The sequence below is a fragment of the Ruegeria sp. BJ6 genome (assembly GCF_056537885.1).
Genome location: NZ_JBQFSG010000003.1, coordinates 277,379 through 291,643, shown reverse-complemented (window position 1 = coordinate 291,643; position 14,265 = coordinate 277,379). Strand labels below are relative to the sequence as shown.

Genomic DNA, 14,265 nt, shown 5'->3' with positions numbered 1-14,265 from the left:
AGGAAACGAACAAGATGAGCGAACAGAACATCATCGAAATACAGGGCGTCGAAAAACGCTTTGGATCTTTTGTGGCTGTCTCAGACCTGAACCTTACCCTGAAAGAGGGTGAGTTCTTTTCACTGCTTGGTCCTTCTGGCTGCGGAAAAACAACGGCTTTGCGCATCATCGCAGGTTTTCAGGATCACGAAGAAGGCGAAATTCGGATTGATGGTCGAGCGATGGGCGCGGTGCCGGCCAACAAACGTCCCACCAATATGGTGTTCCAAAGCTATGCGATCTTTCCGCACCTGAATGTCGGCGACAATGTCGGCTTCGGATTGCGCAAGACAAAGCTTGCACGAAGGGAAATCAAAGAACGAGTGGCCGAGGCGCTTGAGATGGTTGAGCTTGGCGGCTTGCAGGACCGCAAGGCCAATGAGTTGTCAGGCGGTCAGCGGCAACGTGTGGCGCTCGCCCGGGCACTCGTCATGCGGCCAAAGGTGTTGCTGCTGGATGAGCCCTTATCCGCGTTGGACAAAAACCTACGCGAAGCGATGCAGCTGGAAATGCGCCGCTTGCAGCAGAAGCTTGGAATTACTTTCGTCATGGTCACGCATGACCAGTACGAGGCAATGACCATGTCCGACCGCATCGGCGTCATGTTCGCAGGACAGCTCAAGCAGGTGGATAAGCCAGAGGTCTTGTATTCCCAACCGTGCAACCGGGAAGTGGCGTCTTTTATCGGTGGAATGAACTTTCTGGATGCCGAGGTGACTTCAGAGAATTCTGAAACGCTGGAAGTCAACATTCAGGGCTTTGGCCAGATGGAAATCGGTGTGAATCCCAACGTTCAGGTGCATGACAAGAAACTTCTTGTCGGCGTTCGGCCCGAGCAATTGGAGATCAGCGCGGATAAACCGGATGGCTACGATGCTCATGTTCAGGGCGAGGTGTCGGACGTCGCCTTCTATGGTGAGAGCGTCCACTATTATGTGCGTGTCGATGGTCTGAAGGACAGCATCGCCGTCGCAGTACCGAACTACTTTCATACTGTCGATCACAGCCGCGGCGATACCGTCTGGCTTGGCGTTCAAAGCGCCTCGGTGATCGACTTGGGCAAACGTGAATCTTTGGGAGGAGAAACATGAATAAAGCAGCATCACTTACGGCAGCAGTTGTTGCCACCTTTACGGCCAGCCAAGCGCTAGCAAATGCGGCTGACCTGACTGTTTTCGACTGGTCCGGATATGAGGATCAGGGGTTTTACGGCGACTATGTAGAAAAGTACGGTGGCGCGCCCAGCTACACCTATTTTGGCAGCGTGGAAGAGGCATTTACAAAGCTCCAATCCGGGTTTGAGGCCGATCTGGCCCATCCCTGCACGGACGCCCTCAGAAAATGGGTGGCGGCAGACATGATCAAGCCGATCGACACCAGCAAGCTGGAGAACTGGGACAAACTGATGCCAAAGATCAAAGAGGTCGATGGCATCACGATTGACGGGCAGACCTACATGGTGCCGTTCGAATGGGGCAACACCGGCCTGATTTACCGCACCGACCTGATCTCGGCGGACGATGTTTCGCTGCAGCTGCTAGCAGATCCGGCCTATCAGGGTAAAGTTGCCGTTCCGGACGCAGCATCCAGTGCGTTTGCCATGGCCGCACTGGCAACTGGCGCCTCCAGCTATACCGATATGAGCGACGAGGAATTCCAAAAAGCGGCAGACTACCTGCGGGCGATTCATCCGAATGTGCGCTTCTACTGGTCTGATGCGGGCCAGTTGGATCAGGCAATTGCCAGCGGTGAGGTCACACTGGGATGGGGCTGGAACCAATCGGAACTGAACTTGATCTGGAACGAAACCCCGGCCGTTATGATGCGTGATGTGGACAAGGGCATCGCCACTTGGGTCTGCGGTTACGTGCATCTGAAATCCGCCAAACAGTCGGATGAGCAGGTCTATGACATGCTGAACGCACTCAGCTCTGCTGCAAGCGGAAAATACATCATCGAAAGCTGGGGATACGCCCATGCCAACCAGGATGCATTTGCGCAGGCTGATCCGGCGCTGATTGAAACCTACGGGTTCTCGGACGTGGACAGCTTCTTTGAAGGATCTCTCTTCTTTGACGCGGTTAACCCTGAGCTGGAAGCCAAGATGTTGAAGGAGTTCGAGCGCATCAAAGCCGGCTTCTAAGCGCACCTTTACGACACAGCCGGGAATGGTGGGGACATAGAACCCCTGCCATTCCCACGAAACTATTTCCGATTTTTTGGAGGAAGCGCGGCAATGTCAGGCGCTGACGGATACTCTGTTCTCTTCGAGCCGGTACAGATCGGGCCAGTGACGGCTCGAAACCGGTTTTATCAAGTGCCCCACTGCAACGGTATGGGGCATCTGCGACCGCAGGCCGAAGCCGCCATGCGGGCAATGAAGGCCGAGGGCGGTTGGGCTGTCGTGTCCAATCAAGAGACCGAGATTCACCCGACTTCTGATCTGTCCCCCTATGCCGAAAACCGGCTGTGGGACGAGCGAGATATCCCGGCGCTGCGTCTTATGACCGAAGCGGTTCATGACAAGGGCTCTTTGGCGGCAATTGAATTGGCGCATAACGGCCACCATGCGCAAAATCATCTGAGCCGGGCACCCTTGTTGGCACCGTCTGAACTCGCCCTGCAATCCCCGTACCCCAAGCAGGCCCGTGCTATGGACAAGACGGACATTCGTGAGTTTCGCAAGTGGCACCGCGCAGCGGCGCGTCGCTCACGCGAGGCGGGATTTGACATTGTGTATGTTTATGCCGGGCATCACATGACCCTGCCGCATCATTTTCTGCTGCCACAGTTCAATGACCGGACGGATGAATATGGAGGTTCGTTGGAGAACCGGGTGCGCCTGACCCGCGAGCTTCTGGAAGAAACCCGGGATGAGGTCGGAGACGATTGCGCCATAGCCCTGCGGTTCGCGGTCGATGAAATGCTGGGCTCAGACGGGATGCAAGCGCAGGAGGAAGGTCGCGCCGTTGTCGAATTACTGGCCGAGTTGCCAGACCTGTGGGATGTGAACGTCGCGGACTGGAGCAACGACTCTGCGACGACCCGTTTTGAACCGCGGGACGGCTTTCAAACCTCGTATATCGAATTCGTCAAACAGGTCACGTCCAAGCCCGTTGTGGGTGTCGGACGCCTGACGTCTCCGGATCTGATGGTGTCACTGGTCAAGAAAGGCGTTCTTGATTTTGTCGGCGCGGCGCGACCATCCATTGCTGATCCGTTTCTTCCTAACAAAATCAAGGAAGGTCGCATCGAAGAAATCCGCGAATGCATCGGCTGCAATATCTGTGTTTCATCCGATACGTTGGGCGTTCCAATCCGCTGTACCCAAAACCCGACGATGGGCGAAGAGTGGCGAAGGAAATGGCACCCTGAGATCATTGAACACCGGGGAAAAGAAGAAACCGCGCTCGTTGTTGGCAGCGGTCCCGCTGGGCTTGAATGCGCCATGCAACTGGCGCGTCGGGGCTACGAGGTAACGTTGGCCGAAGCCAAGCAAGAGCTTGGTGGACGTGTGTTGCAGGAATCCGGCCTGACCGGTTTATCCGCTTGGAAGCGGGTGACAGATCACAGGATTTATGACCTTCAACAACGAGGGAATGTTCAACTGTTCACCGACAGCCGTTTATCAGCAAGCGAGGTCGTTGAGTTGGGCATTCCAAATGTCTTTCTGGCCACTGGCGCGACATGGCGGCGAGATGGCCGCGGGAAATCAGCGTTTCAGGGCGTTTCGATAGGCTCAGGCTCTCAGGTTTTCACTCCGAACGACATCATGTCAGGCGCTGTGCCGGGGGACGGCCCGATCATGGTTTACGATGATGACCAAGCCTATCTCGGAGGAGTTTTGGCGGATCATTTGGCTCAGGCCGGACGAGAGATCATCTTTGTGACGCCTGCCTCAATGGTTTCGCCGTTTACTGAATTGACGCTGGAACAGACCAAAGTACAACGCAGCCTGCTGGAAAAAGGCGTTCAACTGGTTTTGTCCCAGTCTTTGGCCAGTATCGCACCCGGTCAAGCGAAGTTGCATTGCGCCTATACCGGACGAGAACAGTTTATTGAGTGTAGCTCTGTCGTGTTGGTAACGCAGCGAATGCGCGAAACCACCCTTTACGATGAGCTGAGCGGTTTGGCCGACAATCCGCTGACTACGTTGGAATTGATCGGTGATGCTGCGAACCCGGGTTTGATCGCTGACGCCGTTTACTCTGGCCACATGGCAGCCCGAAATTTCGAACGCGACGCGGGCGATATCGACCGCGAATTTTTCCGCCGGGAAATCGTTTCCCTTGAATCTGTATGAGGTGCGCTATGCCAAAAGATGACCTGCAAGTAATGCGCGATTTGATGGAAGCGCAACGGGAAGGGTTCGCCTTGCCGCGTCACTTCTATACGTCTCAGGCAGTATACGAGAACGACATCAGTACGTTCTGGAATCGCAACTGGATCTGGGTCGGCCATGTTAGCCAGGTCGCTGAACCCGGTGACTACTTCCTTTTCGACTATGGGTCCGAGTCCGTGATTATCGTTCGGGATCGAGAGGGCGAGGTGCGCGCGCATCTGAACGTGTGCCGCCACCGCGGATCGCGTGTTTGCGTTGAAAAGAAAGGCAAGGCGCGCAGTTTCATCTGCCCCTATCACGCGTGGACCTTTGACCTGAATGGCAAGCTACGAAACGGACGGTCAATGGGCCCGGACTTTGACCCCGGTCAATACGGATTGTTCCCGGTTCAGGTGAAAATTTTCCAGGGCCTGATTTTTGTCTGTGCGGCAGAAGACGCTCCGCCGCTAGATAGTGCTTTGGAGAGGCTGGCCCCGCTTTCCAAGCCGTTCGATTTTGACAACCTGAAGGTCGCGCATGAGGCCTCATATCCCGTACCGGCAAACTGGAAACTGGCACTGGAGAATTATCTGGAATGCTATCACTGCGCGCCGTCCCATCAGGATTATTCGCGTAGCCATTCTCTGAAAGACCCAGCGCAGGTTCTGGAGTTCAGCGGTGCGCTTCATGAGCGGATGGAAGAGGCTGGAATACCTGCTGAGGAGCTGGACCTGACCGGCAAAAACGCGATCGCACCTGGTGCGGATGTTTATTGGCGGCGCTACCCGCTGTTCCCCGGTTATCTGACGGGCAGCAAGGATGGTGCGCCACTTGCGCCACCTTTGGGTGAACTGAAGGGCCATGATGGTGGTGCTACCGACCTGGGGATCGGAACCCTTAACTACTTCCTCGTCTACGCAGATCATGTGGTTGGGTATCGGTTCGTCCCGCGTGCCCTGCAAGAAACAGACATTCAGATCGTTTGGTACGTACGCGGCGACGCTGAAGAGGGTCGAGATTACGATAAGGACGCCCTGACATGGCTGTGGCATGTCACATCGCTCGATGACGAACGGATCATCCGGCACAATCAGGAAGGCGTGAATTCATACCATTTCGTCCCGGGGCCGCTGTCCGAAATGGAATGGAGCATTCCCGGTTTCTATCGCAACTACTTCAGCATGATCTGACACGCTCAGTATTCGGAGACTAAACATGACAGAGTTAACTCAGCGCAGATCAAGACGGCGCGGAGGCGGGCGTGAAGCACGTGCAGCAGTGCGAACCAGCAACGCCGCCTCGCAAGCAATCTGGCCCGGCATTTCGGGTGGCCGGTACAAGCCGCTGTCAGACGCAGATATGGCGCGCATTCACGAAGCCGCGCTCAGCATTCTGGAACGGACAGGCGTCGGGGACCCCACGCAAGAAGTTCTGGATCTCGTGTTGCCAAAGGGGGCGACGGTTAACGAGCATGGCAGACTGTGTCTTCCCCGCGCGTTGATGGAAGACCTTTTGGCCAAAGCGGCCAGCGAATTCTATGTACATGCACGCGGATCGCGGGCCGGTAAGGATGATATGCACTGCACCAAGGACAAGGTGTACTATGCGAACTCCGGCACCGCCGTGACCACTTTCGATGCGGAAACGCGCAGTTACCGGCCGTCAACGCTCAAGGATATTTACGATTTCACCCGTCTGGTGGATCGCCTCGACAACATCCACATGACTGGTGACACGGTTCTGGCGACGGATGTACCCCAGGATTATGAGCATGACATGAGCATGCTTTACGCCATTCTGGCGGGCAGCGAGAAACCATCCTGTCTGACATTCCGCACGCGCGAGCATATTCAGGATGCAATCCATCTGTTCGATCTCGCTTCGGGGGGAGAGGGTAAGTTCCTTGAAAAGCCCTCGGTCATCTTTGGTGGGTGCCCCATCGTTTCACCGCTCAGATTCGGGCGGGAAAATCTGGAAATCCTGATCGATACAGCAAAGATGGGGCTTGTCTGCGATCTGGCCGTCCCGCCGCAAGCCGGAGCTACGTCTCCTGCTCCGTTGGCTGGTACGCTGGCGCAAGCCGTCGCTGAAACCCTGTCTTGTGTAGCCATTGCCAACCTGATCAACTCGGGCACGCCGGTGGTCTTTGCGGCCTGGCCGTTTATTACCGATTTGCGGACTGGATCGTTTACAGGCGGCAGTGGCGAACAGGCGTTGATTTCAGCCGCAGCTATCCAGATGGGCAATTTCTACAACCTGCCGACCAGCGTCGGATGCGGCATGACCGATTCCAAAATTCCCGATGCGCAATACGGGCTGGAAAAGGCGCTTACCTTCGCTTTGGCGGCCCATGCTGGGGCCAACCGGCTCTGCGAATTTGGTGGAATGCTCGGCAGCTTGATGGGCTGTAGCTTTGAGTCAATGGTCATCGACAACGAGGCTGCGGGAATGATATCGCGAACGCTTCGCGGGATCGAGGTGAGCGACGACACGCTTTCGGTCGACGTCATTCATGAATGTGCAATCGACCCCGGACATTTCCTCGGCAACGCTCAAACCTTGCAGTACATGGAAACCGAATATGTCTACCCTACACTGATGGACCGAGAGCTGACAGATACCTGGGAGAAAGCCGGTCGTCAGGACATGTTCGAACGGAGCCGATCCGTTGTGGATGACATTCTGTCCAATCACTACCCGAACTACTTTGGCAGCAAAGCCGATGCAGAGGTTCGATCCAAGTTCCCGATCAAATTGCCCCCGGAGGCAATGCGCGCCGGGTAAGCGGTGCTGAGCGCCGAGCAGGCTTCGCAATACGTAACATTGCGAAGCCGCTTCTTGGTTGTACTTAAGTTAAAAATACACTGCGGCGCGTCAGGTCGTCGGTTACCAGTCGGATCCCTTTTTCAAGGATGTCGAAAATGTTGTTCAACTCGCCGTCCGTGATGATTAGCGGTGAGGAAACTTGCAACAGACGCGTTGATTGCTTTGCTGGAAGGACTCTGGACAGACTACCATTTGCACTCAGATACCTTCAAACCCGAAGAGGCTTTGAAGATCTGCCTGTATGTATTGCAGTCAGTGTTTCCACAACACATTAAAACCCAGTCGGTCGGCGGGTGACCGGGCCTGAAACAACTAAGAGCCAAGTGCGGATAATCGCGAACCCGCTCACGTTTCGTGGTTCAATCGGCGCAAGTCGTTTATCATTGCCTTGGCCAGAGAGATGCACATGAGCAGCAAGACGACGCTGAACGGCAGCGCGCCGATTATCATGGAATTGGTCAAAGCCTCTAACCCGCCGCCGCCCGCAATCAGCAAAGTTCCAATGACAAGGGTCAGTAGAACGCCCCAGATGACGCGATGAAGCAAGCCAGTATCTTCAGACCCACCGGACATGATCGTGTTCATCACAAGGATGCCAGAGTCGGCGGATGTAACAAGGAATGTCATGGTTAGCAGAACACACATGACACTCACTACCACGAGCAAGTCACCCGATATCATCTCCCCCAAGGTGACGAACAGTGTGGCCGTCGTTGATGCGGCAAGGATTGACCCATTGGCATCCCCCTTCAGTTCCAAATCGATGGCAGCTCCGCCAAGAATGGCCATCCAGGCGAAACAAACGAGGGACGGCGCAATGACCGCTCCCAGTATAAATTCGCGTACGGTTCGCCCTCTGGAGATACGTGCGAGGAAAAGGCCAACAAAGGGCGAAAACGCGATCCACCATGCCCAATAAAATGTAGTCCACCCCGCCTGCCATCCGAACAACCTACCTCGTGTGCCCGCGTCATAGGCTGCAGTCTTGGTTGCATCGGAAAGACCGGCGGTATCATTGCTCAAACCTTCAAGAAAGGTTGCTTTTGTTCCCCAAGGGTCAGTCGCACCTGGGAAGAGCTCTCCGACAAAGGGGGCCGCCTCAGCTGGTAATACGGATGCAAACTCAACTTCGGAAATCGGGAGAAACGTTTGGAAACTCAGGTGGATGAAGTTTTTGATATAGTCAACCAGGGCCGTAGCATAGGTCGTCGCCGCAAATGCGAATGAGCCATAAACAATAAAAACCGCCAGTAAAACCAGCGAAAAGAGAAGATTAATATTTGACAGGTATTTGACACCGCGCCCCACGCCAGAGACGGCAGAGAGTGTCGACATCGTCATGACAACTACCAACGCCGTGATAAGGCCGTTGGTCGAAGGCTTTATTGTTGTTGTCGCATTCTCCACAAGCCAATTCGCACCGGTAATCAGAAACGCACCATCTACCAATTGAGAAACGCCATATCCGATCGTTACCGCCACGCCGAGTATCGTTGCCACGACGCCGAGAATATCGATTACATGACCTGCAAGACCGTTTGAGTATTCGCCGAGCAACGGGGTCAAAGCAGTTCGGATCGTCAGCGGCATGCCCCTGGTAAATGCGTAATAGGCGAGGCTTAGACCGGTGACTACGTATATTGCCCAAGCGTGAAAACCAGTGTGCAAAAACGTATAGCGATAAGCCCCTTCAATCGCCTCTTCGCTCTTGGGGGTGACTTCCCCGGAAACGGTCAATGGGTTGGTTTCCCATAGGCCAAGTGGTTCAGCAGTTGCATAGACCATGAGACCCACGCCAAGCCCCGCTCCAAACATCATTGAAAACCAAGAGAAGTTCGAAAATTCGGGTTTCTCATCTTCTACACCCAGCCGCATTCGTCCGGTTGAAGGAATGAATGCTATAAGAAATAGGAAGAATACAAACAATCCAACGGAGAGATTGTAGAAGGTATTGAACTCGGACAACATTCCCGACTTCCAAGAACGCAGGGTATCGTTCGCAGATAGTGGCCACACCAGCGCCCAAAGGACCAGCAGGGAAACCGAGAACTTGCTCACCAGCGCAATCGGAAGACTATATCCTTTGTAAAACCCAGTCCGCTGAGTTCTTATTTTGAGGTCTGTGAAGGGATCCTCAAGCGCCATGTTATCCCGGTCTTACCTAGATTGACTGCTTTGCACGCCGCTCTGTCGGCTGTTAGCATTTACGAGAACGTTTGCGATGCATTTAGCATCCAAAGAATAGGCCTGAACTGCAACGTTTTTCCACTGCGCTGACTTTGATCCGCCGAATGAGCCAAAAAGACCCTCTATGTTTGTTGGCTGGGTGTTGCCCGAAACAAGTTGGAGTTTGGCTGCTTTAACCTCCACTCCGAAGCAGAAGATATCTGCTTAAGGGAGGGTTCAAAGGGAAATCCTTGAATTCGATAGAACGTAAGTCGGTCAGGTTCCATCCAGTTCCAAAAGAGCTGACGCACAGCTTCAAAGGTAAAGGTTGCCGGGCGACCGCTCAATTCTCTGATGCTAAGCTTCGGCTGGACAATCGGGCGAGAACCAATGTGCCGGCGTCAATGCGTTCTTTCAGAATAAGCTCGGTGCCCGCGAGGCAACCGATGCCAGAAAGCAGTATTCTGCGCAGCAATTCTCCGGGTGATCGGGAGAGAATATTTCATCAACCTCGGGATGGCCTGGACACGAAATCTGACCACTCTCGAATCTTTTCGACCTCTTCCAGAAGACAAGTTTGAAATTCGCGGTCTATCATGGATGCATTGATCCCCAAAGGTTCAAACACCGCAAACCTGTAGTGCGGCAAATCCTCAACAACTCTGGCCTGCCCATCATTGTTCTTCTGCCAGTAGTGGGCCGTAAAGGCATCGATAATGGGTAGGCCTTCACAGTGCTGGCTGAGGGTGAGTGCAGCCAGCGACGTCTCGGCAGTCATAGTTGAATGCACGTTTTTGCCGATGTTGCGCAGCATCAGCTCATCCTGGACTTGCCCCAGCAATCCAATAACCGGATAGGGGCGCAGATCGCGCAACGACAAAGGATCCTGTATTGAGTTAAGCGGGTGGCCAGCGGGCACAAAGCACATATGGGGCAGTGCGCCTTCGTGAAGAACTTTCATCCCGGATGGTATGTGCAGAACATTCGCAAAGCCGGTTCTGAGTGTTCCGGAGCGTGCGAAATCCAGCACCCACTTTGAGGATTTCACCTGCCAGACCACCTTGATGTTTTTCTCAGCGACCTGAAGTCGAGCGAGGGCGCGGGGCACGATTTCCAATGACGCTGCCGTAATGGTTGCGATCGATAACGTCCCACGCTCCTTTCGGGCGATTTGTGCGGCAGCCTCTTCCAGGTTCGCCAGAACCAAATAGTTCCGTTCGACTTCTTCAAGGAACGCTTCGGCCTCTGGCGTTGGTGAAACGCCTTTGCTTTTGCGTTGAAACAGGGGCACCCCAAACTGCCTTTCCAAATCGCCAAGGATTCGGCTGACACTGGGTTGAGAAAGGTTCATGCGCCGCCCGGCTGCTGAAACTGATCCGGTCTGCATGACGGCCCGGAACACGGCTAACTGCTTCTGAGTAAACATGGTATTCGTTATACAAATATCATAGGCAAAAAGTACTATTTTTCTGAATGTACTTTCATCGCTACGCTTTTGCACATCCTTAATGTGGGCTGTACCGATGCCGAAAAATATCATCCTGATCATGACCGATCAGCAAAGGGCCGACAGTCTGGGCTGTACTGGAAATCCGGTCGTCAAAACTCCGAATATCGACACGCTCGCGGCACGTGGCGCCGTGTTTCGGCAACATTTCACCCCGCATCAGATCTGTTCGCCCAGCCGCTCGACATTGTTTTCCGGCCTCTACGCTCGCAATCACGGCCTGACCCGCAACGGAGTTGCCTTGCCCGGTGACCTGCCGCTGATCACCCATGACCTGAAAGAGGCAGGTTATTGCACGCATGGGGTCGGGAAGTTCCATTTTCAACCGATCCTGGCCGGGCCTGAACACGCAATGCCGGATTCAAATGCCTTTTGGGATTTACCGGAAAGCGAAAACTGGAACGGCCCCTTCTATGGTTTCGACACCGTGGATATTCTGATCGGTGAATCCGTAAGTGCCACAGAAGGTGGGCATTACGCACAATGGCTGAACAAGACCGCGCCGGAGGCGGCGGCGTTGTATCTGCCTGAAAATGCATTGGAACCACAGGCCGAAGACATGGATGAGGTCTGGAAATCCGCGATCCCATCCGAGCTTCACTACAATACCTGGATCACCGACAGGGCGTGTGATTTCGTTCAGACGCAGGACACGGAACAACCCTTTTTCCTGTTTGTCTCCTATCCAGATCCGCATCACCCATTCTCACCGCCTGCTCCATGGTGCGATATGTACGACCCCAGTGACGTACCGGCACCAGCATTGAAGCCGGACGAACTGTCCGCCATGCCTTCGTACATACTGGACGGCGATCGTGAGGAATCCGGCAAGAGCTATGTGGATTTCCTGCGCAATCCCGGCCCCCCGCGCGAACAGGGGTTCATGCAGACGACGACGCGGTTTTCGGACACCTCATTACGTCAGGCCATCGCCCACACCTATGGAATGGTATCGATGATTGACGACTGCGTCGGACGGTTGATCGCCCAGCTTGAAACGTGCGGCCTGACAGATGACACGCTGATCGTCTTTACCTCGGACCACGGAGAACTGCTGGGCGATCACGGATTGATCCGCAAAGGCCCGAGCCCCTACAGATCGCTGCTGCATGTTCCGTTGATCATGGCAGGCCCGGGGATAACACCGGGTGAACGGGATACCATCACCAGCCATCTGGATTTGCGCGCGACACTGCAGGATCATCTGGATCTTCGGTCGCAGCCAACGGACGGGCACTCGTTCATGCCGCTACTTTCGAAACCGGATGCGTCCAGCCGCGAGGCTCTGTTTGCCGAATACCATCCCCGCACTCGTATGGACACTTACAACCAGACCCTTCTGACCGAAGACTGGCGCATTACGATCTATCCCGGGAACCTGGAATGGGGAGAGATGTTCGATCTGCGCAAGGACCCGGGCGAGCACGTCAACCTGTTCTTCGACCCGGAATTCAGCGCCAGAAAACAAAACCTAATTGAGCGAATGGAGCATGAATTCCCGCCCGCGGCACAAGCTGGCGGACCATCTCTTGCAACCTACTGAAACACGCCCGCTCAGACCAACACACGGAGATCCCTATGTTACCAAATCAAACAAAGCACCAATTGCACCCCGCCGCTGAAATGCATGCGCGCGAATTGCGCGACGGCAAGATCACCCGGCGCGATTTTCTCGCGCGTTCCACCGCGCTTGGTCTTAGCGCCGGTGCTGCCTATGGCCTGCTGGGCGAACCCAATCCAGCACAGGCACAGGAAGCGACGCCGCAACAGGGTGGTACTTTGCGGATACAGATGGATGTTAAAGGGCTGAAAGAACCTCGCGTTTATGACTGGTCCCAAATCGGCAATATCACCAGGGGAACTTTCGAATATCTTGTTGAATACAACAATGACGGATCGTTCCGGGGCATGTTGCTGGATAGCTGGGAAGTGAACGACACCGCCACGGAATACACGCTCAATGTCCGCCCCGGTGTGAAATGGCACAATGGCGATCCCTTCACCGCCGCCGATGTGGCTCGCAATATCGAAGGCTGGTGCGACAAGACCGTAGAAGGCAATTCGATGGCCGGTCGAATGGCGACGCTGGTAGACAAGGAAACCGACAAGGCCATTGCGGGCAGTGTTCAGGTAGTCGATGATCTGACCGTCAAACTGAATCTGCCGCGTCCCGACATCTCACTGATCCCGGCTATGGCGGACTATCCGGCGCAGATTATTCACGCCGGTTTCGACACCAACGACCTGCTAAACAATATCGGCACAGGGCCATACAAAATCGTTGAATATGCGGTTGGTGAAAAATGTGTCCTAGAGCAAGTGCCGGATCATGTCTGGTGGGGAACCGAAGTTTATGGTGGCCCTTACCTGGACCGCATAGAATATCTGGATTTTGGCACGGACCCATCCGCCTGGATTGCGGCCATCGACGCCGAAGAAGTTGACATGCTGCATGAATCCGTGGGCGAGTATATCGCCATCCTCGACGATCTTGGACTGGAGAAATCCGAGGTTGTGACCGCCTCGACCCTGGTGGTTCGTCCCAACCAGTTGGCCGAGGTCAACGGTAAGCGTCCCTATGAGGATGTCCGTGTGCGCCGCGCGCTGGCCCTGGCGGTGGACAATGCTATCTGCCTTGAACTGGGGTACAACAATCTGGGCGCCCCGGCCGAGAACCACCATGTCGCGCCGGTACATCCAGCCTATGCCGAATTGCAGCCACCGGAATTCGATCCGGCCAAAGCCAAGCAGTTGATGGAAGAGGCCGGAATGGCCGATTTCGAGCACGAGTTGATCTCGATCGACGATGACTGGCGCAAAAACACCTGCGATGCGGTCGCTGCCCAATTGCGTGACGCAGGGATCAAGGTCAAACGCACGGTACTGCCCGGATCTACCTTCTGGAACGACTGGACCAAATACCCGTTCTCGGCAACGAACTGGAACCATCGCGCCCTTGCGGTGCAAATCCTGAACGTAGCCTATCGCTCGGGTGAGGCCTGGAACGAGTTCGGATGGGAAAACGAGGAGTTCGACGCATTGCTAGACGAGGCACTTGCCATTGCCGATGCGGATCAGCGCCGCGAAGTGATGGCAAAAATCCAGAAATTGATACAGGACGAAGGTGTTGCTATTCAGCCGTATTGGCGGGCACTTTATCGCCACCACCGCTCGGGACTGGCAGGTTGCGGGCAACATCTGACCTTTGATCACCACCACTATAAGATGGGCTGGTTGTAGTACCTCCCGGGGGTCGAAGACGCTCGGTCTGCAAGGTTGAAATGTCTGATGGTTCGAGGGTCGTTGCGACGGTTTACGCTATCTCAGTTTCATCTTCTCTAAAGGCTTCGGATGGTTACGCCATCCGAGGCACTTTCAGGGTGTCAAAGTGGGTGAATGCAGATTT

Annotated in this window: 10 protein-coding genes; 8 read left to right on the top strand and 2 right to left on the bottom strand. The window is 54.8% G+C overall.

Translation table 11 applies throughout. The features are described 5' to 3' along the window. The first annotated feature begins 14 nt into the window (after window positions 1-14). From ACR0D6_RS10395 to ACR0D6_RS10370, 6 genes are all read left to right on the top strand, one after another. Window positions 15-1,130: an ABC transporter ATP-binding protein gene (locus tag ACR0D6_RS10395; RefSeq protein WP_480765435.1), complete on the top strand. Its 1,116-nt coding sequence runs from the start codon at window positions 15-17 to the stop codon at window positions 1,128-1,130. Continuing rightward, a complete protein-coding gene (locus ACR0D6_RS10390; protein WP_480765434.1) occupies window positions 1,127-2,182 on the top strand; it encodes an ABC transporter substrate-binding protein in 1,056 nt (351 codons plus the stop codon). Before ACR0D6_RS10395 ends, ACR0D6_RS10390 begins: the two co-directional genes overlap by 4 nt. Before the next feature lie 93 nt (window positions 2,183-2,275). Further along, the gene (locus ACR0D6_RS10385) at window positions 2,276-4,342 is read left to right on the top strand and encodes an oxidoreductase (RefSeq protein WP_480765433.1); all 2,067 of its coding nucleotides are present in this window, start codon (window positions 2,276-2,278) and stop codon (window positions 4,340-4,342) included. An 8-nt stretch (window positions 4,343-4,350) separates the two neighbouring features. After that, window positions 4,351-5,550, top strand: a complete 1,200-nt coding sequence (locus ACR0D6_RS10380; RefSeq protein ID WP_480765432.1) for an aromatic ring-hydroxylating oxygenase subunit alpha — start codon at window positions 4,351-4,353, stop codon at window positions 5,548-5,550. Window positions 5,551-5,575: 25 nt separating this feature from the next. Continuing rightward, window positions 5,576-7,144, top strand: coding sequence for a trimethylamine methyltransferase family protein (locus ACR0D6_RS10375; RefSeq protein WP_480765431.1), 1,569 nt, complete (start codon window positions 5,576-5,578; stop codon window positions 7,142-7,144). Window positions 7,145-7,315: 171 nt separating this feature from the next. After that, window positions 7,316-7,483, top strand: coding sequence for a TetR family transcriptional regulator C-terminal domain-containing protein (locus ACR0D6_RS10370; protein WP_480765430.1), 168 nt, complete (start codon window positions 7,316-7,318; stop codon window positions 7,481-7,483). Window positions 7,484-7,531: 48 nt separating this feature from the next. Here ACR0D6_RS10370 and ACR0D6_RS10365 read toward each other — a convergent pair whose 3' ends face one another. Together ACR0D6_RS10365 and ACR0D6_RS10360 are read right to left on the bottom strand one after the other, a co-directional pair. Then, window positions 7,532-9,331: a BCCT family transporter gene (locus tag ACR0D6_RS10365; RefSeq protein ID WP_480765429.1), complete on the bottom strand. Its 1,800-nt coding sequence runs from the start codon at window positions 9,329-9,331 to the stop codon at window positions 7,532-7,534. Between the two features lie 526 nt (window positions 9,332-9,857). Then, entirely contained in the window at window positions 9,858-10,778 is a 921-nt protein-coding gene (locus ACR0D6_RS10360) for a LysR family transcriptional regulator (protein WP_480765428.1), read from the bottom strand. A gap of 97 nt (window positions 10,779-10,875) precedes the next feature. Here ACR0D6_RS10360 and ACR0D6_RS10355 point away from each other — a divergent pair, with 97 nt between their 5' ends. Beyond that, complete coding sequence (locus tag ACR0D6_RS10355; RefSeq protein ID WP_480765427.1) at window positions 10,876-12,402, top strand: sulfatase family protein; 1,527 nt, start codon at window positions 10,876-10,878, stop codon at window positions 12,400-12,402. Window positions 12,403-12,437: 35 nt separating this feature from the next. After that, window positions 12,438-14,099: an ABC transporter substrate-binding protein gene (locus ACR0D6_RS10350; RefSeq protein ID WP_480765426.1), complete on the top strand. Its 1,662-nt coding sequence runs from the start codon at window positions 12,438-12,440 to the stop codon at window positions 14,097-14,099. Window positions 14,100-14,265 lie beyond the last annotated feature (166 nt).